General features: G+C 63.8%; 12 protein-coding genes. 8 read left to right on the top strand and 4 right to left on the bottom strand.

Features of this window, described 5'->3' with window-relative positions; translation table 11 throughout:
• Positions 1-3: 3 nt before the first annotated feature.
• Both ABIB73_RS10075 and malQ read right to left on the bottom strand, forming a co-directional pair.
• Positions 4-1,809, bottom strand: coding sequence for a glycoside hydrolase family 15 protein (locus ABIB73_RS10075; RefSeq protein ID WP_354223537.1), 1,806 nt, complete (start codon positions 1,807-1,809; stop codon positions 4-6).
• Between the two features lie 45 nt (positions 1,810-1,854).
• On the bottom strand, positions 1,855-3,816 hold the full coding sequence (gene malQ / locus ABIB73_RS10070) for a 4-alpha-glucanotransferase (protein WP_354223535.1): 1,962 nt from the start codon (positions 3,814-3,816) through the stop codon (positions 1,855-1,857).
• 205 nt (positions 3,817-4,021) lie between these two features.
• Here malQ and ABIB73_RS10065 point away from each other — a divergent pair, with 205 nt between their 5' ends.
• Genes ABIB73_RS10065 through treY form a run of 6 tightly spaced genes read left to right on the top strand, consistent with a single transcriptional unit; the run spans position 4,022 to position 18,034 of the window.
• Positions 4,022-5,968, top strand: a complete 1,947-nt coding sequence (locus tag ABIB73_RS10065; RefSeq protein WP_354223533.1) for a maltotransferase domain-containing protein — start codon at positions 4,022-4,024, stop codon at positions 5,966-5,968.
• A gap of 11 nt (positions 5,969-5,979) precedes the next feature.
• Positions 5,980-9,273 carry a maltose alpha-D-glucosyltransferase gene (gene treS / locus ABIB73_RS10060; protein WP_354223531.1) on the top strand — a complete coding sequence of 1,098 codons (3,294 nt, stop codon included), beginning with the start codon at positions 5,980-5,982 and terminating at the stop codon, positions 9,271-9,273.
• The gene (gene glgB / locus ABIB73_RS10055) at positions 9,266-11,413 is read left to right on the top strand and encodes a 1,4-alpha-glucan branching protein GlgB (RefSeq protein ID WP_354223529.1); all 2,148 of its coding nucleotides are present in this window, start codon (positions 9,266-9,268) and stop codon (positions 11,411-11,413) included. Before treS ends, glgB begins: the two co-directional genes overlap by 8 nt.
• Before the next feature lie 3 nt (positions 11,414-11,416).
• On the top strand, positions 11,417-13,495 hold the full coding sequence (gene glgX / locus ABIB73_RS10050; RefSeq protein ID WP_354223527.1) for a glycogen debranching protein GlgX: 2,079 nt from the start codon (positions 11,417-11,419) through the stop codon (positions 13,493-13,495).
• Positions 13,492-15,246 (top strand): malto-oligosyltrehalose trehalohydrolase, encoded by a 1,755-nt coding sequence (treZ, locus tag ABIB73_RS10045; RefSeq protein WP_354223525.1) that lies wholly within the window; start codon positions 13,492-13,494, stop codon positions 15,244-15,246. The genes glgX and treZ overlap by 4 nt, the downstream gene beginning before the upstream one ends.
• Before the next feature lies 1 nt (position 15,247).
• On the top strand, positions 15,248-18,034 hold the full coding sequence (gene treY / locus ABIB73_RS10040) for a malto-oligosyltrehalose synthase (RefSeq protein ID WP_354223523.1): 2,787 nt from the start codon (positions 15,248-15,250) through the stop codon (positions 18,032-18,034).
• A 3-nt stretch (positions 18,035-18,037) separates the two neighbouring features.
• Here treY and ABIB73_RS10035 read toward each other — a convergent pair whose 3' ends face one another.
• On the bottom strand, positions 18,038-18,355 hold the full coding sequence (locus tag ABIB73_RS10035; RefSeq protein WP_354223521.1) for a polyhydroxyalkanoic acid system family protein: 318 nt from the start codon (positions 18,353-18,355) through the stop codon (positions 18,038-18,040).
• Positions 18,356-18,535: 180 nt separating this feature from the next.
• Here ABIB73_RS10035 and ABIB73_RS10030 point away from each other — a divergent pair, with 180 nt between their 5' ends.
• Positions 18,536-18,700: a DUF3309 family protein gene (locus tag ABIB73_RS10030; RefSeq protein ID WP_092021464.1), complete on the top strand. Its 165-nt coding sequence runs from the start codon at positions 18,536-18,538 to the stop codon at positions 18,698-18,700.
• A 128-nt stretch (positions 18,701-18,828) separates the two neighbouring features.
• Here the strand turns inward: ABIB73_RS10030 and ligD are convergent, their stop codons facing one another.
• Positions 18,829-21,498 (bottom strand): DNA ligase D, encoded by a 2,670-nt coding sequence (gene ligD / locus ABIB73_RS10025; protein WP_354224263.1) that lies wholly within the window; start codon positions 21,496-21,498, stop codon positions 18,829-18,831.
• Positions 21,499-21,616: 118 nt separating this feature from the next.
• On the opposite strand from ligD, the gene ku reads away from it, so the two are divergent.
• Positions 21,617-22,501, top strand: coding sequence for a non-homologous end joining protein Ku (ku, locus tag ABIB73_RS10020; protein ID WP_354223519.1), 885 nt, complete (start codon positions 21,617-21,619; stop codon positions 22,499-22,501).
• Positions 22,502-22,546 lie beyond the last annotated feature (45 nt).

Raw genomic sequence — 22,546 nt, 5'->3', positions numbered from 1 at the left:
GAGCTACTGCGACCGCTGCATCGCCGGCTTCTCGCTGCCCTGTCGTGCCGCCGATAGATTGTGCGCGGTGTTGATCAGCGCGATATGGGTCAACGCCTGCGGAAAGTTGCCGGTCTGGCGGCGCGCGACGGAATCATATTCCTCGGCGAGCAGCCCGACATCATTCGCCAGGCCCGCCACGCGATCGAATAACTTTTGCGTCTTATCGAGGTCGCCTGACAGCACATAGGCATCCGCCAGCCACAGGCTGCAGGCCAGGAACGCGCCCTCGATCGGCTGTTGCTCCTCGGACACCTCGCGCGGATCGTGCCGCAGCACAAAGCCGTCGCGCATCATGTGTCTTTCCACGGCCGCGATGGTGCCGCAGATGCGCGGATCCGACGCCGGCAGGAAGCCAACCGCGGGCAGCAGCAGCACGCTGGCGTCGAGCAGCTTCGAACCGTAGGATTCGACAAAGGCGTTCTCTTCCTCGTCAAAACCCCTGTTGCAGACATCGCGATGAATGGCGTCGCGCAGGGCGCGCCAATGCAGCAGCGGCGCCTTGAAGCCGAAGGTCTCGGCGCTCTTGATGCCGCGATCGAACGCGACCCAGGTCATCACCTTGGAGAACACGTAATGCCTCGGCTGCCCGCGCCGCTCCCAGATGCCGTGATCAGGCTGGTCCCAGACTTCTGCAAGATGATCGAGCACGGCGCATTCCAGCGCCCAGGTCGCTTCGTCGTCGAGCTTCAGCTTGGCCATCCGCGACTGATGGAAGGCGTCGATCAGCTCACCGTAGACGTCGAGCTGGAGCTGCGCATGGGCGGCATTGCCGACGCGCACCGGCTGCGCGCCCTCATAGCCGTCGAGCCAGCCCGCCTCCCATTCCAGCAGCCGACGCTGGCCCCAGATCCCGTACATGATCTGCATGTGCGACGGCGAACCGGCGGACGCGCGCAACAGCCAATTGTGCCAGGCCGAGGCTTCCTCGGTGTAGCCCGAGTTCATCAGCGCCAGCAGCGTGAAAGTGGCGTCACGCAGCCAGCAGAAGCGGTAATCCCAGTTTCTGGCCCCGCCGAGCTTTTCCGGCAATGAGGTGGTCGGCGCCGCGACGATGCCACCGGTCGGGTCAAAGGTCAGCGCCTTCAGCGTGATCAGCGAGCGCAGGATGAGATCGTGATAGGCGCCGTCGCGGGTGCAGCGGCTGCACCAGTCGTTCCAGAATTTCTCCGTCTCCTGGAGCGCGATCTCCGGATCGATCGGCTCGGGCGGATCGAGATGCGAGGGGCCATAGGTCAGCACGAAGGGTACGGTCTCGCCGGCCGCCACCTCGAATTCAGCGACCGTTGTAAGATCCTCGCCGCGGGTCTTGGCCGGCGTCCGCAGCACCGTCATGTCCTGGCCGGCGATCGCCAGCAGCGAGCCGTCCTCGCAGCGGCGCACCCAGGGAACGTCGACGCCGAAGCCGAAGCGGATCACGAGTTCCATCCGCATCTTCACCGTGCCGCTCACGCCGCACACCAGCCGCACGATGTCCGACGCCTTGCCGCGCGGCGGCATGAAGTCGATCAACGCAACCGTGCCGGACGTCGTTTCAAACCGCGTTTCGAGGATGAGGGTATCGCCGAGATAGCGGCGCGAAATTGTGGTGACATCCTCGGTCGGCGCAACCAGCCAGCGGCCATTCTCGGGTGTGCCGAGGACCGCGGCAAAGCAGGCGTCGGAATCGAAGGCCGGCCAGCACAGCCAGTCGATCGAGCCGTTGCGTCCGACCAGCGCTGCGGTCTCGCAGTCGCCGATCAGCGCGTAATCCTCGATCTTCTGAGACAATGTTTGCGAGCCTTGGAAATCGAACCTTGGAAATCCTCAACCCGTTCAACTCCCGCCGGTCAGGGAACGTTCCCGCGTTGCAGCCTTCAGCCTCGCGAGATCGATCTTGGCGGCGATCTTGTCGAGCGCGACCGGCAGGCGCTGACGCCAGTTTGGATGCTCGTCGATCGTGCCGGGGATGTTGGGCTGGTCGATCACGCCGAGCAGGTCTTCCAGCGAAACCGCCAACAGCCGCGACGGCGTGCGCGACAGGAAGGCGAGCACCGAATAGAGATCGTTGGCGCTAATGCCGTTCTGGCGCAGGATCTCGTCGAGCAGGCCGAGCGCATCCCAGCGCGCCTGATCGCTCTCGCCGGGATCAAGCCCGAGCGAGAGCTTCATCTTGAGGTCGCTGAACGAGCGCCAGCCCGCGTAGGTCGACAAATCATGCGTGTTCAGCGTGACCAGCGCGTTCGGCCGGTAATAGTCGACGTTGCGGAAGTGGCCGGCATCGTCGCGCTCGAACATCATGACCAGATAGGACCAGATGCCGAAATCCTGCATGGTCTCGCGAAAACCTTCCGGCACGGTGCCGAGGTCTTCGCCGATCACGATGCACTTATGGGCCGCGCTCTCCTGCGCCACCGCGCCAAGCAGCGCCTCGAACGGCATCTGCACATAGGCGCCGTTGTCGGGCCTGAAGCCGCTCGGCACCAGATAAAGCCGCTTCAGCCCCAGCACGTGATCGAGCCGGATCGCGCCGGCATGCCGCATCGAGGCCGCCAGCATGTCGGCGAACGGCACGAAGGACTGCGCTTCCAGTCCGCCGGCATTGAATCCGGCAAGGCCCCAGTCCTGGCCGACGGTATTGAGCACGTCGGGCGGCGCACCGACGGCGAGATGGCGGGAGATGGCCATCTGCTCATTCCAGGCGTCGAAGCCGTTCGACTGCACGCCGACGGCAACGTCGAGATAGAGCCCGACCCGCATGCCAAGCTGGCCGGCCAGCTTCTTGGCGGCATGCAATTGCGCATCAGCAGTCCATTGCACGAATTCGACGAACTCGACATTGCGCTTATCGCGACCATTGCGCAGTTCGGCGCATTTCGTCTCGTCCGGCTGCTGCCATTCCGGCGGCCACTCCCACCACGGTCCGACAAAGCGATGCCGCAGGACCTCGAAGCAGGCAAAACGGGACAAGAGCGGCGCGCGGGCGGCGCGGAATGCGTCGAACTGGTTGCGGCGGACGCCGCTTGCCGTTGTCACGAAGCTGTCAAAGGCGGCGCGCAGGCCCAGCCATTTCAGCGCTGCCATGTCGGCATAGGGGACGCGGTCCCCTTCACGCAGCCGGGCGGCGACCTTGGCGGCGTCCGGGACGAGGTCCGCGGAATATTCCGGGATCGCCTCGACGTCGATATAGAGCGGATTGAGAAACAGCCGGCTGTTCGGCGAATACGGACTGCAATCGCTCGGCTGATTGTCGAACAGGACGTGCAGTGGATTGAGGCCGACACCGTCCGCGCCGAGCTGTTTTGCGAGCCGGACGAGATCGGCAAGGTCGGTGAAATCGCCGATGCCCCAGTTTCGGTTCGAGCGGATACTGTAGAGCTGCACGGCGAGGAGCCAGCCGCGGTCGAAATCACCGCCGAAGGCGCGCTCGGGTGCCACAATCATCGGCACCTCTTCCGTCGCGCCCGCGGCATCGGTCAATGTCAAGCGGTGGTAACCGAGCGGCAATCCGGCCGGCCAGGCGATCACAGGCTCGCGCGTCTCGCCTTGCGCGATCAAATTACCGTTGGCGGTGACTTTCCATCGCAGCGGCGCTGCGCCGGTCGTCACCAGCTCGGTGCGCGGATGTCCCAGGGCCCGAACCACGATCGGCCCGCTGACGAAGCGATAGGCCCGCTTCTCCGGCAGCGCGTCGAGGATGGATTTGAGGGCCACGGGATCGGTGACCCGCAGCTTTCCGAGGGCATCGACAAATTCGGACTGAACGCCCTTGATCTGGGCTTGAGCTAAAAGATCCATTCGGCACGCAGCTTGCAGGCCATTCTTTGGCCGGGGGTATTGATTTTAATGAGGTCGCGGAAGACGTTAGTCAGGGTTAACTCGCAAGCAGCACCTGCCGTTCCCAGGGGGAACTAATGACACACAAGCGGCTTTCTATATAGGTACCAAGCGTAGGTTCCCGACAAGGGAAACGGGCCCCTGCTTTCTTGTCAATGGCATCACCGTGAACAAGACAATTCAAACTGTCGAGAGTGCCGCTTCAGGCAGCGCTTTCCTGATCGAAGACGTCTATCCGTCGATCGATGGCGGCCGCTTCGCCGTGAAGCGGATCGCGGGCGAACGGGTCGAGGTCTGGGCCGACATCTATCGCGACGGCGACGCCGTGATCAGCGCCGCGCTGGTTTGGCGCGGCGAGCAGGACCGGGAATGGCAGAGTGAGCCGATGATCCGTCACGGCAATGACCGCTGGTCCGGCTCCTTCGTGCCGACCGAGCCCGGTCAACATGTGTATGCGATCGAAGCCTGGACCGACGAGTTCGCCACCTGGCGTCATACGCTCGCGCGGAAGCAGCTCTCCGGCGCGGACGTCAGCCTCGATGCGATCGAGGGCGCAGGGCTCCTGACCAAGGCGCATGGCGCGCGGCAAGACGCCGCTGAGGTCATCGTCAGGCAATGCGAGGACTATCTTCAGACCGGCGATGTGACGCCGCTGCTCGCAACCGAGCTCGGCGAGGCCATGTCGGAGAGCCAGTCGCGGCCCGACCTGACCCGCTCGCCGCTATTCCCGCTGATCGTCGACCGCAACAGGGCGCGCTTTGGCGCCTGGTATCAGATGATGCCGCGGAGCCAGAGCCAGATTCCCGGACAACACGGTACACTCCGCGATTGCATCGCGCGCGTGCCCGACATCGCCGCAATGGGTTTTGACGTGCTCTACTTCACGCCGATCCATCCGATCGGCCACAGCAGACGCAAGGGCCGCAACAATGCGCCGGTGGCGACCGAAGGCGATCCAGGCTCGCCTTATGCGATCGGCACCGCCGAAGGCGGACATGATGCGCTGCATCCCGAGCTCGGCACGATCGAGGATTTCCGCGCGCTGGTCGCGACCTGCCTGGAATATGGCCTCGAGCTCGCGCTCGACTTCGCCGTGCAATGCTCACCGGACCATCCCTGGCTGACGCAGCATCCGGAATGGTTCAAGTGGCGGCCGGACCGTTCGGTGCGGACGGCGGATGGGCCCTATTCGGACATCGTCATTCCCGATTTTGCGTCCGTCGACAGGATCGGGCTGTGGAACGCCTTCCGCGACGCCATGCTGTTCTGGATCGACCATGGCGTGACCATCTTCGCCCTCGACAATCACGACACCGCGCCGTTGCAGTTCTGGGAGTGGCTGATCCAGGACATCCGCCGCCGGCATCCCGAAGTGATCCTGTTCTCCAAGACCTTTGCGCGGCCGAAGCTGATGAAGGGCCTTGCCAAACTCGGCTTCGCGCAGTCCTTCAGCTATTTCCCGTGGCGCACGGAGAAGTGGGAGCTGGAGCAATATCTCGGCGAGCTGACGCGTTATCCCGAGCGCGACTTCTATCGGCCCAACTTGTTCGTCAACACGCCAGACCTGCTGCCCTATCACCTCCAGTGCGGCGAAGCCTGGGCGTTCAAGTCGCGCGTTGCGCTGGCCGCGACGCTGTCGGGCAATTACGGCCTCTACAGCGGCTTCGAGCTGCTCGAACACGAGGCTGTCCCCGGCCGCGAGGAATATCTTGATTCAGAGAAGTACCAGATCCGACAGCGCGACTGGGACAAGTCCGGCAATATCAAAACCTACATCGCCGAGCTCAACCGGATCCGCAACGACAACGCGGCACTTCAGCAGATTGCGAGCCTGCACTTCCTCGGCATCGAGGACGGCGACACCATCGCCTTCGTGAAAGAGGCGGCCGATCCGGCCAACACCGTCGTAAGCGTCATCGCACTCTCGCGCCATGCGCGCGAGTTCTGGCTGCCGCTTGGCGACCTCACCATCGACGTCAGCGGCGAACGCCGCCACGTCACCGCACTCGAAAATCTCCTCACCGGCGAACAGGCCCGCATCGAATGGGGCGGGATCAAATTGCGTATCGATCCCGACCGCGATCCGGCACTGCTGTTCCGCTGCCTGGCGTAAAGGCGCACGCCATGAATGTTTTGTCTTCCGTCGATACCAAGAAGGTCGAGGCTGCCGAGGTCGTGGATGAGCTATGGTACAAGGACGCCATCATCTACCAGCTCCATGTCAAGGCGTTTGCCGACAGCAACAATGACGGCATCGGTGATTTCGCAGGCCTGACCGAGAAGCTGCCCTATCTCCAGGACCTCGGCGTCACCGCGCTGTGGCTGCTGCCGTTCTATCCCTCGCCCGGCCGCGACGACGGCTACGACATCGGCGACTACGGCGCGGTCAATCCCGATTTCGGCACGATGAAGGATTTCAAGCGCTTCATCCAGGAGGCGCAAAAGCGCGGCCTGCGTGTCATCACCGAGCTCGTCGTCAACCACACCTCGGACCAGCACAAATGGTTCAAGCGCGCCCGCCGCAGCCCGGCAGGCTCGAGCGCGCGCAACTGGTATGTCTGGAGCGACACCGACCAGAAATACCAGGGCACGCGGATCATCTTCACTGATACGGAGAAATCCAACTGGACCTGGGATCCGGAGGCCGGCGCCTTCTATTGGCACCGCTTCTTCTCGCACCAGCCTGATCTCAATTTCGACAACCCGCGCGTCGTCAGCGGCATCATCCAGGTCATGAAGCGCTGGCTCGACGCCGGCGTCGACGGCTTCCGGCTGGACGCCATTCCCTATCTCTGCGAGCGCGAAGGCACCTCGAACGAGAATCTCCCCGAGACGCATGCGATCATCAAGCGCCTGCGCCAGGAGCTTGACGCCTATTCCAAGGGGAAGCTGCTGCTGGCCGAAGCCAATCAATGGCCGGAGGACGTGCAGGAATATTTCGGCCGTGGCGACGAGTGCCACATGGCCTACCACTTCCCGCTGATGCCGCGCATCTACATGGCGATCGCTCAGGAGGATCGCTTCCCGATCACCGACATCCTGCGCCAGACGCCGGACATTCCCGCGAGCTGCCAATGGGCGCTGTTCCTGCGCAATCATGATGAATTGACGCTGGAAATGGTCACCGACGTCGAGCGCGACTATCTCTGGACCACCTACGCCAACGATCCCCGGGCCCGCATCAATGTGGGGATCCGGCGGCGGCTCGCGCCGCTGATGGACAATGACCGCCGCAAGATCGAGCTGATGAACTCGCTGCTGCTGTCCTTCCCGGGAACGCCGATCATTTACTACGGCGACGAGATCGGGATGGGCGACAACATCTATCTCGGCGATCGCAACGGCGTGCGCACGCCGATGCAATGGAGCCCGGACCGCAATGGTGGATTCTCCCGCTGCGACCCGGCCCGCCTCTACGCGCCACTGATCATGGATCCCGTCTACGGCTACGAGTCGGTCAACGTGGAAGCGCAGTCGCGCAGCCTGTCCTCGCAGCTCAGCGCCACCAAGCGGCTGATCTCGGTGCGCAAGTCGACGCTCGCCTTCGGCCGCGGCAGCATGACCTTCATCCGACCGACCAACCGCGCCGTGCTCGCCTATGTCCGGCAGTACCACGACGAGGTGATCCTCTGCGTTGCCAACCTCTCTCGCGCGGCGCAGGCGACCGAGCTGGACCTGTCGCCGTGGAAGGACCGCATCCCGCAGGAGATGCTCGGCCGGACCCGCTTCCCGGCGATCGGCGAACTTCCCTACATGATCACGCTGGGGCCCTACGGTTTCTACTGGTTCCAGCTGCTGGAGCGCGACAAGTCCGAGCCGGTGACGCCAACCGCGGTGCCGGAGTTCGAGACGCTGGTGGTGCCGGTCAACTCGACTTGGGTGTCGCTTGCCCGCGAACGCGGCATGTTCGAGCGCGACGTGCTGCCGGGATTCCTGTCGCGCACACGGTGGTATCCCGAACACAATCCCAAGCATATCCAGCCCACGCTCACATCGGCGGTGCCATTCTGCGACATCGGCGACAACCGGCCCTGGATCGCATTCTTCGAAGCGACCCAACATGACGTCGCCGCGCGCTACGTGGTGCCGATGCAGATCGAATGGGTGCGCTTCGACCGCGAACGCTTCAACCCCAAGGCGCTTGCCGCCGTGCGCCAGGGTGCGCGCGAGGGCACGCTGCTCGATGTCGCGACCGACCAGATCTTCATCGGCCTGTTCCTGCGCAATCTGTCGCAGAACCTGGCGGTGGAGGAGAACAATCTGCGGCTGGAGTTCAAGCCGACCAGCCTGTTCTCCGAATACACCATCAAGGAGCCCGAGCGCATCCGCGCGATCGAGCAGTCGAACAGCACCGCGCTGGTCGACAACCAGTATGTCGCCAAGATCTATCGCCAGCTTGAAAGCGGCATCAATCCCGAGATCGAGCTCGGCCATTATCTGACCGAGGTCGCCCGCTTTGCTCATGCGCCGGCCCTGCTCGGCAGCGTCGAATTGGTGGAAGGCGATAACCGCAGCGCGCTCGGCGTCCTGCATGCCTATGTCGAGAACCAGGGCGACGGTTGGGCCGTAACCGCGGGCTATCTCGACCGTCATGTCGACGAGCAGCGGCTGCTGGCGTCGAGCGACACGCCGCGCGAGAACCAGGACCAGGCGCCCTATCCTCACCATCTGGCGCAGACCGGCCGGCGGCTCGCCGAACTGCATATGGCGCTGGCCGCCGCGAAGCCCGCCGATCTTGCCCCACAGCCGATCAGCCCCGCTCACGTCAAGCGGTGGGCCTCGGACCTCAAGGGACGCTCCGAGCGGATTTTCGAGCGGCTCGTCGCAAACCGCAACAGCCTGAGAGAGGTCGACCGGCCGCTGGTCGACAAGCTCGTCGCGGCACGCGCGAGCTTGTCTAACCGCCTGAATGGGCTATTGCCATCCGACATCGGCGGGTTGAACATCCGTCATCATGGCGACTTCCGCCTCGGTCAAACTCTTATCGTGAAGGACGATATCTTCATCATCGATTTCGACGGTCACCCGCGCCTGACGCTGGCCGAGAAGCGGCGCAAGGCCCCGGCCGCACGCGACGTCGCCGGCCTGGTGCGGTCGATCGAGCTTGCGGCGACCGCCGCGCTCAATCGCGCGCTCGCGGGCGCGCCTGACGAGCAGGGCCGGATCACGGCCGCGCTCGGCGAATGGCGCGAGCGCGCCACCTCCATATTCCTCACCGCTTATCGCGAGGCCATGACCGACCGGCGGCTTTGGCCGGAAGATCGGCATTCCGCAGAAGGCCTGTTAAGGTTTTTCCTGCTTGATCAAGCGTTCGACGAAGTAGAGTACGAGCTGTCCCACCGGCCGGAGGGGCTCAGCGCGCCACTGACCGGGCTGCTTCGCATTCTGTCAAATGCCGAGAGCGAAGCACATGCCTAAACTGCCTGCCGAGGCCTACGCGATCATCGAGGGCCGCCACTCCGACCCCTTCCACTATCTCGGGCTGCATCCCGAGGGCGGCAAGAGCGTGGTGCGCGCGTTTCTCCCCCAGGCCTCCAATGTCGAGGCGGTCGGCGAGCATGGCGAAGTGGCGAGGCTCGACCGCGTCCACGACGCCGGCCTGTTCATCGGCGCCCTGCCCAACGGCTCCAAACATTATCAGTTGCGCGCGAAGTTCGGCGACAGCATCGTCGAATTCGAAGATGCCTACCGCTTTCCGCCGATCCTGACCGATTTCGACCTCTATCTGCTCGGCGAGGGAACACATCAGCGCCTCTATGACAAGCTCGGCGCGCATCCGATGACGCTCGAGGGCGTTGACGGAATTGGCTTCGTGGTGCTTGCTCCGAATGCGCGGCGCGTCGCCGTGGTCGGCGATTTCAATTTCTGGGACGCACGACGCCATTCCATGCGGGTGCGCGGCGCCGGCTATTGGGAATTGTTCATTCCGCACGCGAAGGCAGGCGACCACTACAAGTTCGACATCGTCGGGCCGCACGGCCATCAGCTGCCGCTGAAATCCGATCCGATGGCGTTTGCAACCGAAGTCCGGCCGAAGACGGCCTCCATCGTCTTCGACGAGGCGCATCTCGCACGACCGCGCGCAGCGCCCGACGGCATCAACGCGCTGTCGGCACCGATGTCGATCTACGAGGTCCATCTCGGTTCGTGGCGACGCAAGAACGGCGATGAATGGCTCACCTATCGCGAGCTGGCCGAGCAGTTGCCGGCTTACGCGCGCGACATGGGCTTCACCCATCTCGAATTCCTCCCCGTGAGCGAGCATCCGTTCGATGGCTCGTGGGGCTATCAGCCCACCGGCCTTTATGCGCCGACCAGCCGCTTCGGCACGCCGGAGGATTTTGCGGCGCTGGTCGATGCCTGCCATCGCGAAGGCGTCGGCGTACTGCTTGACTGGGTGCCCGGCCACTTCCCCGACGATCCGCACGGGCTCGGCAGCTTCGACGGCACCTCGCTTTACGAGCACGCCAATCCGCTCCAGGGCCGCCACCTCGACTGGGGTACGCTGATCTACAATTACGGCCGCACCGAAGTGACGAACTTCCTGGTGTCGAACGCGCTGTTCTGGCTGGAGCGCTACGCGATCGACGGCCTGCGCGTCGATGCGGTCGCCTCCATGCTCTATCTCGACTACAGCCGGCCGCCGGGCGCCTGGATTCCGAACCAGTATGGCGGGCGCGAGAACATCGAGGCGATCGCGTTCCTGCGCCGCTTCAACACAGAGCTATTCGCGCGATTCCCGCAGGCGACCACCGCAGCCGAGGAATCCACCGCCTGGCCGCAGGTCTCGCGCCCGGTCGAATTCGGCGGGCTCGGCTTCGGCTACAAGTGGAATATGGGCTGGATGCACGACACGCTGAACTACATCAGCAAGGATCCGATCCACCGCAAGCATCATCACGGCGAGATCCTGTTCGGCCTGCACTACGCATTCTCGGAGAATTTCATCCTGCCGCTGTCACATGACGAGGTCGTGCACGGCAAGCGCTCCATCCTCGGCCGGATGCCAGGCGACGAGTGGCAGCGCTTTGCGAATTTGCGCGCCTATTACAGCTTCATGTTCGGCCATCCCGGCAAGAAGCTGCTGTTCATGGGCGCCGAGATCGCGCAAAGCCGCGAGTGGAATCATGACCAGTCGCTCGATTGGCACCTGCTCGAATACAAGAACCATTCCGGCATCCAGGCCTTGATCCGCGACCTCAACCGGCTCTATCGCGCCGTGCCGGCGCTGCACCAGATGGATTGCGACCAGGCCGGCTTCGAATGGCTGATCACTGATGACGCCAACCGCAACGTGTTTGCCTGGCTGCGCAAGGGGATCGACGAGCACGCGCGGTGTCTCGTGATCATCAACTTCTCACCGAACGTTTACCGCAACTATCGCGTTCGCGTGCCGTTTGGCGGCAAGTGGAAAGAGGTGTTCAATTCGGACTCCGCCCATTATGGCGGCACCAATGTCGGGAACATCGGCGAGGTTCATGCCGTTGACGGCAAGACACCCGAGCTCCGTCTCACCATTCCGCCCCTGGCCGCGATCTTCCTCGTTCCGGAAAGCTGACCTATGCGCCTGACTGCTGGATCGCCTGCACGCCTCGGCGCAAGCTGGGACGGACGCGGCACCAATTTCGCGCTGTTCTCCGCCAACGCGCAGAAGGTCGAGCTGTGCCTGTTCGACAGCCAGGGCCGACGCGAGCTCGAGCGCATCGAGCTGCCGGAACGCACCGAAGACGTCTGGCACGGCTATCTCAACGACGTCTCGCCGGGCCAGCTCTACGGCTATCGCGTGCACGGCCCGTATGAGCCCGAGCACGGCCACCGCTTCAATGCCAACAAATTGCTGCTCGACCCCTATGCCAAGCGGCTTGCGGGCCGGCTGGTCTGGAGCGACGCACATTTCGCCTACCGCACCGGAAGCGCGCGCGAAGATTTGTCTTTCGACCGGCGCGACAATGCCCGCGGGATGCCCAAGGCTGTCGTCGTCGACGAAACCTTCAACTGGGGCCGGCGCGAGATCCGGCCCAACGTCCCCTGGGAAGACACCATCATCTACGAAGCCCACGTCAAGGGCCTGACGCAGAAGCGCGACGACGTTCCGCCGAACCTGCGCGGTACCTATGGCGGCCTATCGTCGCCGGCGATGATCGAGCACCTCAAGAAGCTCGGCGTCACCACGGTCGAGTTGCTGCCGATCCACGCCTTCATCGACGACCGCATGCTGGTGGAGAAGAAGCTCGCCAATTACTGGGGCTACAACACGCTGTCCTTCTTCGCGCCGGAGCCGCGCTACGCCCAGGACAATGCACTCGACTCCTTCCGCACCACGGTGGCGCGCCTGCACGATGCCGGCATCGAGGTGATGCTCGATGTCGTCTATAACCACACCGCCGAAGGCAATCACCTCGGCCCGACGCTGTGCTACCGCGGCATCGACAATGCCTCCTATTACTGGCTGAACCGCGAGAACCCCCGCTACTATGACGACTTCACCGGCTGCGGCTCGTCGGTGAACCTCACCCATCCGCGCGTGCTCCAGATGGTGATGGATTCGCTGCGTTACTGGGTCGAGGTCTGCCATGTCGACGGCTTCCGCTTCGACCTTGCCACCACGCTCGCGCGCGGGCCGAACGGCTATGACCGCGGCATCTCGTTCCTGACCGCGATCCGGCAGGATCCGGTGCTGGCGACCGTCAAGCTCGTCGCCGAGCCCTGGGACCTCGGCCTCGGCGGCTACCAGGTTGGCGCATTCCCCTCGCAATGGTCGGAGTGGAACGATCGCTATCGCAGCGCCATGCGCCGCTACTGGAGCGGCGAAGGCAGCCTGATCGGCGACATCTCCAGCCGCATGACGGCGTCCTCCGACCTGTTCAACCATGACGGACGGCGACCGCGCGCCAGCATCAACCACATCACCGTTCATGACGGTTTCACGCTGGCCGACCTCTTCAGCTACAACGAAAAGCACAACGAGGCCAATGGCGAGGACAATCGCGACGGCTCCAACGACAACCACAGCAACAATTGCGGTGTCGAGGGTCCGACCGACGATCCGAATATCCTCAGCCTGCGCCGCCAGCTTCGCAAGAACGTGCTGGCCTGCCTGATGCTCGCCCAGGGCATTCCCCTGCTTCTCGCCGGCGACGAGGTCGGCAACTCGCAGTCCGGCAACAACAACGCCTATTGCCAGGACAACGAGGTCGGCTGGATCGGCTGGGACAATCTCGGCAAGGACGGTGACGATATGATCGATTTCGTCGCTCATCTCGCCGACCTCCGCCGCCGCTTCGCGCAGCTCCGCAGCCATCGCTGGCTCGACGGCCGGCCCAAGGATGGCATCTCCTACGGCGCGCTCTGGCTGACGCCCGCCGGTGCCGAGATGACGGAGAACGACTGGAAATTCCCGGAGGGGCGGTTCCTTTCTTATGTGATGGGGCCGATGGAACCGGGCAGCGCCGCGATCTTTATCGTACTGAACGCCGCCCCCGAAGAGATCGCATTCAAATTGCCAAAAATGCCCGAATACAAGAGCTGGCAGCAGATCCTGAACACGACCGACGCCAAGCTGAACAGCGTTGATTTCCTACCCGGAAGCGACAGCAAGGCGCCGCCGCGTTCCGTGCTCGCTTTCGCGGGGGCGCTATGAGGCCATCCTTCGGCGCCAGGCCGACGAAGGACGGCGTATCATTCCGCCTGTGGGCCCCGGCCGCAAAACGCGTCGATCTGCTTCTCGAACGGCGTCATGCGATGCGGCGTCGCGAGGATGGCTGGTACGTGGCCGAGATTGTCGGCCTCGCCGCCGGCAGCCGCTACAAGTTCAGGATCGATGACGAGATCGACGTGCCCGATCCGGCTTCGGCCTTCCAGCCCGACGACGTGTTCGGCCCCAGCGAGGTGATCGATCAGGCGGCATTCGAATGGCGCGCCACGGACTGGCGCGGCCGCCCCTGGGAAGACACCGTGTTGATCGAGGCGCATGTCGGCACCTTCACGGCCGAGGGCACTTATCGCGCCATGATCGACAAGCTCGATCATCTGGTTGCCGCAGGCGTCACCGCGCTGGAATTGATGCCGCTTGCCGATTTCGCCGGCCGCTGCGGCTGGGGCTATGACGGCGTGCTGTGGTATGCGCCCGACGGCGCCTATGGCCGGCCCGAGGACCTGAAAACACTAATCGACGCGGCGCATCTGCGTGGGCTGATGGTGTTTCTCGACGTCGTCTACAACCATTTCGGTCCCGAAGGAAATTACCTCGGCCGCTATGCGCCGACCTTCTTCACCGATGCGCATACGCCCTGGGGCAGCGCGATCGACTATCGCGTGCCTCAGGTACGCGCGTTTGCGGTCGAGAATGCGCTGTCCTGGCTCACCGATTACCGCTTCGACGGTCTGCGGCTGGATGCCGCCAACCACATCATGGCGATCCCGGGCGAGCAGTCGATGCTGCAAGAGCTCAGCGTCGCCGCCGGCGAGCTTGCCAAGGCCACGGGACGGCACATCCATCTCGTGCTGGAGAACGGCGACAACCGCGCGAGCTTGCTCGACGCCGCACAGGAGCCACCGAGCGGCAAATATCGCGCGCAGTGGAACGACGATTACCATCACGTCTGGCATGTGATGCTGACCGGCGAGCTTGGCGGCTACTACGCAGATTATCAGACGCCGCGCATGGATCTCGCGCGCGCGCTCGCGTCGGGCTTCGTCTACCAGGGCGAGATCTCGGAATTCTGGGGCAAGAAGCCGCGCGGCGAGCCGAGTGGCGAATTACCGCCGGCGACTTTCGTCAATTTCCTCCAGAATCACGACCAGATCGGCAACCGGCCGCTGGGCGATCGGCTCGAGAGTCTGGCATCGCCCAAGCAGATCGAGGCGGCGCTCGCAGTGACCCTGCTCGCGCCGATGGTGCCGATGCTGTTTCAGGGCGAGGAATGGGGCTCGACAGCGCCGTTCCCGTTCTTCTGCGATTTCCAGGGCGGGCTGGCTGATGCCGTGCGCAAGGGGCGCCGGCAGGAATATGCCTGGGCTTATGAGAAATATGGCGATGACGTGCCGGATCCATTCGATCCGGCAACGCTGCAATCGGCTGTGCTTGATTGGACCGGCCGCACGCCTGATCAAGATAAGCGACTTGCTCTCGTGTGCGAACTGCTCGCACTTCGCCGCAAGCAGATTGCGCCGCGGCTGAAAGGCGCGACCTTCGGCGACGCCGAGGCCGCCGACAATGGCTTGCTGACCGCGCATTGGCGCATGGGCGATGGCGCGACGCTGCGCCTCGCTGCCAATCTATCGGACAAGGACATCGCGTATTCCAACAACAATGCGGGCACGCCGATCTGGGGCGGCGCGGCCGGCGACCGGCTTCCGCCCTGGTCGGTGGTCTGGCGTCTCGGAGGTTAGCATGCCTTCGACCATTCCTCTCGCGACCTACCGGCTTCAGCTCACCGCGGAGTTCGACTTCGACAAGTCGGCCGCGCTGGTGCCTTACTTGAAGGCGCTGGGGATCACGCATCTCTACACTTCGCCAGTGATGAAGGCCCGCAAAGGCTCGACCCACGGCTACGACACCGTGGATCACAGCCAGTTCAATCCCGAGCTTGGCGGCGAAGCCGGTTTTGCGCGGCTGAGCGAGGCGCTGAGCAATCACGACCTCGGCCTCATCATCGATTTCGTACCGAACCATGTCGGCGTGCATTTTGCCGACAATCCCTGGTGGCTGGACGTGCTGGAATGGGGACCGACCTCGCCGCATGCGGCCGCGTTCGACATCGACTGGGATCTGCTGCCCCATCGCGCCCGCGGCGGCGTGCTGCTGCCGATCCTTGGCTCGTCCTATGGCGAGGCGCTCGAGCGCGGCGATATCGAGCTGCGCTACGATGCCGGCGAAGGCAGTTTTTCCGCCTGGTATTTCGAGCATCGCCTGCCGATTGCGCCGGAGCGCTATGGCGAAGTGCTGCGGATGGTCGTGAAGGAGGCGGACGCCGCCGAGACGGAGGCCGGCAAGCGCCTGCTTTCGCTGGCGGCACGCTACACGGGACTGCGCCGCCCGAACCGCAAGGAAGCCCCTGGCTTCAAGACGGAGCTTCGGGAGATCGCCGGCGCGGCCGATACCATCACAGGCGGCCTCGCTGCCTATCGAGCCGCAAAGGATCGCCCGGCGCAAACGCTGGCGCTGCATCACCTCCTCGAGCGCCAGCACTACAAGCTCGGACACTGGCGGCTTGCATCCAGCGACATCAACTACCGCCGCTTCTTCGACGTCAACGGGCTCGCAGGTCTGCGCGTCGAGGATCCCGGCACATTCGCCGCCACGCACCGGCTGGTGAAGCAACTGGTTGCCGACGGCAAGCTCCAGGGCATCCGCCTCGATCACATCGACGGCCTGCGCGATCCCGCGCAATATTGCCAGCGGCTGCGCCGGCTGGTGCGCGACGCGCAAGGCAACACGAAGCCGTTCTACACCGTGATCGAGAAGATCCTGTGCGAGCACGAGCGCCTGCCGCATTTTGCCGGCGTTCAGGGCACCACCGGCTATGAATGGATGAACGTCATCACCCACGTCCTGGTCGACGCCAAGGGGCTGGGAGCGCTGGACGAGACCTGGCGGCAGATCAGCAACCGGCCGCCGCGGCTCGCGCCCTACGTCAAGGACGCCAAGCGGCGCGTGCTGGAAACGCTGCTCACCAGCGAATTCATCTTGCTGACGCGCCTGCTCGCGCGCATCGCCAACGGGCACTACTCAACCCGCGATTTTTCCGCCGACAGTCTGCGGCAGGCGCTCGAATTGTACGTGCTGCATTTCCCGGTCTATCGCACCTATCTCACGACCGGCGCGCCAACCACGCACGACCGCAAGCTGATCGATGAGACCATCGAACGCGCCCGCGCGGAATGGTTCGCCGCGGACGAAGGCATTTTCGACTTCCTGCGCGACGCGCTGACCATGGACCTGCTCAAGCCCGGCCGTCCTCCACACAGCGCTCCGCGCGTGCGCCGCTTCGCGCTGAAGGTGCAGCAGTTCACCGGGCCGATGATGGCGAAATCACTGGAGGACACCGCGTTCTATCAATTCCATCGGCTGCTCGCGCTGAACGAGGTCGGCGGCGATCCCGCAAGCGCCGGCCTTGCGATTCCCGCCTTCCACGAGGCGATGAAGGCTCGCGCCAAGGAATGGGCGCACGGCATGACCGCGACCGCCACGCACGACACCAAGCGCGGCGAGGACGCCCGCGTCCGGATCGCCGCGCTCAGCGAGATTCCCGGCGAATGGACCAGCGCGGTGGCGCGCTGGAAGGTCTTGAACGCACCGCACCTCGCACTTCAAGGCAATCTGCGGGCGCCGTCGGCAACGTTCGAATACATGCTCTACCAGACCCTGCTCGGAGCCTGGCCGCTGCAGGAGCCTGCCGATGCCGGCTTCGTCGAGCGTATCCAGGCCTATGCGCTCAAGGCCGCGCGCGAGGGCAAGGAGGAGACCAGCTGGCTCAACCCGCATGAGGTCTACGAGTCGGGCGTACGAAGTTTTATCGAGAAGATCCTCGATCCGGCGCAGTCCGCCGAATTCCTGGAGGCGCTGCAAACCCTGGCCCGGCGCATCGCGCTGCTCGGCGCGCTGAATTCGCTGAGCCAACTCACGCTCAAGACGACGTTGCCAGGCGTGCCCGACTTCTATCAAGGCACCGAATTCTGGGACTTGTCACTGGTCGATCCCGACAACCGCCGGCCGGTGGACTTTGCCGCGCGTCATGCGCCACTGAACTCGCTCGACGATCCGGATTGGAGCAGCCTGATCAGGACCTGGCCGGACGGCCAGCTCAAGCTGGCCTGGACGCGGCGGCTCCTCAAGCTGCGGAACGGGCTGGCCGATGTCTTCACGCGTGGCGACTACCGGCCGCTGGAGGTGCGCGGCGCAGACGCCGACCATGTCATCGCCTTCGCCCGCCGCCACGGCCGCAACGCGGCGATTGTCGTGGTCGGGCGGCTGTTTGCACCATTCACGCAGGCCGGCCGTGAATGGCCCGTGCTCGAAGGCTTCGACGCAACTATCGACATCGCGGGCTTTACCGCGCCGGGCCTCGCAAACAACGAATTGCCGCTCGCGCAAGCCTTTCGCGATTTTCCTGCGGCTGTCATCGAAGCGCGCGCCGCGACTGCGACAAGGCCTGCACGACAGCGCGTGCGCGCCTGAGGTTCATTTTCCCTGGTCCTTGGTCAGCAGCAACTGGCCGCGCTTGCGGATCGTGGCTTGCGCGATCTCGGCAAAACGCTGCAACAGCCAGGGCAATACCACCTGGACCTTGACGTGGTCGTCGGCGACATCGACCTGGCCGGTTGCGATCTGGCCGAGCGCGCGGATGCGAAAGTTCATGGTGTCGCCGCTCCAGCGCTCCTCCTCGACCTGCATGACGGAAATGCTGGTTGCGGCACGGCCGAGCCCGGTCTTGAGCCGGCGCGCCGCCTCCTCGCGACCGAGGCGATGCGGAATTGAAACGACAAGCGGTGCTGACATGGTCTGCCCCGTGCTGATTGATCCTCACATAGTCATGCCGGCCGCAACGGCAAAGGTTCCATGCAAGTTAGGCCCGTAGCCAGTGTTTCATCGTCGGAACTTTAAAACCTGCGGCAGGTTGCCCAGCACCAAGGGACAGGTGCAAACGACCCTTTCAACAAAGGGCTGGAGGAGATTAGCATGTCTATCGGTACGATCATTCTGATCATTTTGGTTATCGCCCTGCTTGGCGGCTTCAGCGGCGTCGGCGGCGGACCGTTCTACGGCACCGGCTATTACGGCGGCGGCGGCCTCGGGCTCGTTATCGTCATCCTGCTGATATTGCTGCTGCTGGGACGGATCTAGCAGCGCGCATGACTACGTGAGGTGGGCAATGGCGCAACGCGCCGTACCCACCTCGTTCCTGCAACAAGGATGGTGGGCACGCTTCGCTTTGCCAACCCTACGAATTCTGGTGCTGTCGAGCGAGGCGCCTACTTCACCTTCCCCGCGAGCTTCTTCATGGCCGCCTTGATCGACGTGGCGGCATCGTCATATCCCTCCCACGCTTTCGAGCGCCCCAACAAGCCCGGTGCCGTCCGCACCGTGTAGCGCTTCGGATCGAGATCGCTCTTCACCTGCGCCCAAGTCACCGGCATCGAAACCGTGGCACCCTCCCGCGCACGGGGCGATAACGGGGCCACGGCCGTCGACAAACGATCGTTACGCAAATAGTCCAGAAAGATCTTTCCGTTGCGCAGCTTCTTCGACATGTTGAGCAGATAGCGCTCGGGATCGTCATTCGCCATCCACTGGCAGACGCGTTGCGCGAAGGCCTTCGCTTCCTTCCAGCTCACCTTGTCGCGCGCGCCAAATAGCAGCGGGACTACCACGTGCAGGCCCTTGCCGCCGGTGGTTTTGCAAAAACTCTCCATGCCGACATCCGTCAACCGCTGCTGCATCTCCTTCGCTGCCGCGACGACATCGGAGAAATCGACGTCCGGCGCGGGATCGAGATCGAACACCAGCCGGCCCGGCGTGTCATAGGCGTCCGGCGCGCAATTCCAGGGGTGGAGTTCGAGACCACCGATCTGCGCCACCGCCGCAAGGCCCTCGACGCGGTCGATCTGGAGATACGGCTTGCGATCGCCCGAGACCTTGGCGAGTTCGAGCAGGTTCGAACTGCCCTGCATGGCATGGCGCTGGAAAAACTTTTCGCCGCCGATGCCGTCGGGCGCGCGCAGGATCGAACAGGGGCGTCCCTTCAGATGCGCGATCATCCAGCCACCGACCGCCTCGAAGTAGCGCGCGAGGTCGAGTTTTGTAACGCCCTCGCCGTCGCCGCCATCCGGCCACAGCTCCTTGTCCGGCTTTGAGATCACGACGCCCATGACTTCGGCACTGCCGGCCGCCTTTGACTGCTTGGCGGGCTTCGCCGGGACGCGTTTTTTGACGGAAGGCTGGGCGAGCTTGGTATCAACAGGCATTTCCGCCTCGACTTCCTCGGCCGGCTTGTCCTGCCGCAGGCCCTTGAACGCCGCCTGGCGGATATTTCCGTCGGCGGTGAAGCCGGCGAACTCGATCTCGGCGACCAGCTCCGGCTTGACCCAATGAACGTCCCGCGTCTTCTTCGGCGCATTCTTGCCGCCGAACGGGCTTTCGCTCGAGGACGCATCTTTCAGAAACGGCATGATGCGCTTGACCTTGTCGGCACCAAAGCCGGTGCCGACAATGCCGACATAGGCGAGATGATCGCCGCGATAGACGCCGGCCATCAGCGAGCGGAATTTTCCCGCCGTCGTCTTCCAGCCGCCGATCACGACCTCATGGCCGGCGCGGCATTTTGCCTTGGTCCAGCTCTCCGTCCGCCCCGAACGATACGGAGCATCGAGCTTCTTCGATACGATGCCCTCCAGCTCGAGCTTGCAGGCCGATTGCAGCACCGCATCGCCGCCGCTCACGAAATGCTCGACATAGCGGATCTGGCTCGATTTCCGCTTGCGTGCTTCCAGCAGTTCCTTAAGGCGCGTCTTGCGCTCGCCCAGCGGCAGCCTCCGATAATCAAGACCTTCGGCGAACAGCAAATCGAAGGCAAAGAAAATCAGGTCTTCGGTCTTGCCATCCGACAACGCGGCCTGAAGCGAGGAAAAGTTCGGCGCGCCGTTGTGGTCGAGCGCGACGATCTCGCCGTCGATCATCGCATCGGGCAGCGCGCTGGTCTCCTTCGCAATCGACGCAAACTTGTCGGTCCAGTCCAGTCCCTTCCGCGTCTTCAACGTCGCCTTGCCGTCCTCGATTCGAAGCTGTACGCGGTAGCCGTCGAACTTGATCTCGTGGCACCAGCCATCTCCCGACGGCGGACGCTCGACCACAGTGCAGAGCTGCGGCGCGACGAAGTCCGGCATCTCCGAGACCTTCTTGGCAGTCGTTGCCGTGGTCGCTTTTTTCTTTGCCGTCTTGCCTGCCTTCAACGCCGTGCGCGGCGCAGCTTTGACCGTGCGTCCTTTCGTCTCCTCCACACGGTTGGACTGCCAGACCGCATCGGCCTTGCCCCTGGCGCCCTTCGCCAGCATGAACGGCTTTGGCGCACGGCCCTTGCCATCGGCGATCTCTGCCATCGCGCGGCCGGAGGCCACCGACTTGTCCTCCTCAAGGAGGTCCTCGCCCTCACGGGCGTATTCGTCGCGATGCTTGATCAAGAGCCAGTTGGCGCGCTTGCCGCCGTCGCGGTCATGCCGCATCCGCACCAGCACCCAGCTTCCGTGCAGCTTGTCGCCGTGCAGCGTGAACTTCAGGTCGCCTTTCTTGAAGCCATGTTCGGGATCATCGGCCTCCCAAGTGCCGCGGTCCCACAGCATCACGGTGCCGCCGCCATACTGGCCTTCCGGAATCGTGCCTTCGAAATCGCCATAGTCGAGCGGATGGTCCTCGACCTCGACCGCCAGCCGCTTGTCGTGCGGATCAAGCGAGGGGCCTTTCGTCACCGCCCAGGATTTGAAGACACCATCAAACTCGAGCCGGAAATCGTAATGCAGCCGGGTCGCATCATGCTTCTGGATCACGAAGCGTCGCTGCTGCGACGGCGCCACCGCAGCCTCGCCGGATGGCTCCGGCGTCTGTTCGAAATCGCGTTTTTGTCGATAGGTGGAAAGTTTTCGCAGCACGACCGGTCCCGCATCTCTTTCGGCCTTGAAGCCTATCACGGCAAAAGTCCCGCTCGGAACCAAAACCCGCAAGAGCGGTTGGAGTTCCGAAAAGGCCTTGAAAACACTGGAGAATGGAATGGCTCCGCGCGCCTATTGGAAGGGAACGTTGAAGCTGTCGCTGGTCAGCTGCCCGGTGGCGCTCTATCCGGCGACCACGGCAGCCGAGAAGACACGGTTTCACATGATCAACCGCGAGACCGGCAACCGGCTGAAGCAGCAGATGGTGGATTCCGAGACCGGGGACGTCGTCGAGAGCGATCAGAAGGGACGCGGCTACGAGCTGCGCAAGGGTAAATATGTCGAGATCGAACCGGAAGAGCTCGAGGCCGTCCAGATCGAGAGCAACCACACCATCGACATCGAGAGCTTTGTACCGAGCGACGAGATCGACCAGCGTTATCTGAACCACCCCTACTACATCGCCCCCGATGGCAAGGCTGCAATTGACGCCTTTGCCGTGATCCGCGACGCCATGAAGGATCAGGGCCGCGTCGCGCTCGCCAAGATCGTGCTCACCAACCGCGAGCACGTCATCACAATCGAGCCGCTCGGCAAGGGCCTGCTCGGCACCACGCTGCGCTACCCCTACGAAATGCGCGACGAGGACCAGTTCTTCGACGGTATCAAGAGCCCGAAGATCACCAAGGACATGGTCGAGCTCGCCGGCCACATCCTGCACACCAAGGCTGCGCATTTCGATCCCCGCAAGTTCAAGGACGAGTATGAGAACGCGCTCAAGGCGCTGGTGAAGCGCAAGGCAAGCGGCAAGAAGATCGAGCTGCCGGAGCCGGAGGAACGGCCGAGCAATGTGGTCAGCCTGATGGACGCGCTGAAGCAGAGCTTGAAGAGGCGCGCAGGAGGGAAAACGATGGCGAAGTCCCATGCACGCCGCGCGCCGGGACGGAGTCGCAGCGCAAAGAAGACGCATCGGTCGACGGCGCGGCATCGCAAGGCGGGGTAGCAAGGCTTGTCATTCCGGGGCGATGCGAAGCATCGAACCCGGAAT

The organism is Bradyrhizobium sp. F1.4.3 (genome assembly GCF_040548375.1).
In the GTDB taxonomy this organism is placed as follows: domain Bacteria; phylum Pseudomonadota; class Alphaproteobacteria; order Rhizobiales; family Xanthobacteraceae; genus Bradyrhizobium.
This window is presented reverse-complemented; position numbering and strand designations above follow the sequence as displayed.

Bases quoted from the DNA above. Each gene is read 5' to 3' on its own strand.
- malQ (WP_354223535.1), bottom strand. From the start codon at position 3,816: ATGGATCTTTTAGCTCAAGCCCAGATCAAGGGCGTTCAGTCCGAATTT.
- ABIB73_RS10030 (WP_092021464.1), top strand. From the start codon at position 18,536: ATGTCTATCGGTACGATCATTCTGATCATTTTGGTTATCGCCCTGCTT.
- treY (WP_354223523.1), top strand. From the start codon at position 15,248: ATGCCTTCGACCATTCCTCTCGCGACCTACCGGCTTCAGCTCACCGCG.
- ABIB73_RS10035 (WP_354223521.1), bottom strand. From the start codon at position 18,355: ATGTCAGCACCGCTTGTCGTTTCAATTCCGCATCGCCTCGGTCGCGAG.
- glgB (WP_354223529.1), top strand. From the start codon at position 9,266: ATGCCTAAACTGCCTGCCGAGGCCTACGCGATCATCGAGGGCCGCCAC.
- glgX (WP_354223527.1), top strand. From the start codon at position 11,417: ATGCGCCTGACTGCTGGATCGCCTGCACGCCTCGGCGCAAGCTGGGAC.
- treS (WP_354223531.1), top strand. From the start codon at position 5,980: ATGAATGTTTTGTCTTCCGTCGATACCAAGAAGGTCGAGGCTGCCGAG.
- treZ (WP_354223525.1), top strand. From the start codon at position 13,492: ATGAGGCCATCCTTCGGCGCCAGGCCGACGAAGGACGGCGTATCATTC.
- ku (WP_354223519.1), top strand. From the start codon at position 21,617: ATGGCTCCGCGCGCCTATTGGAAGGGAACGTTGAAGCTGTCGCTGGTC.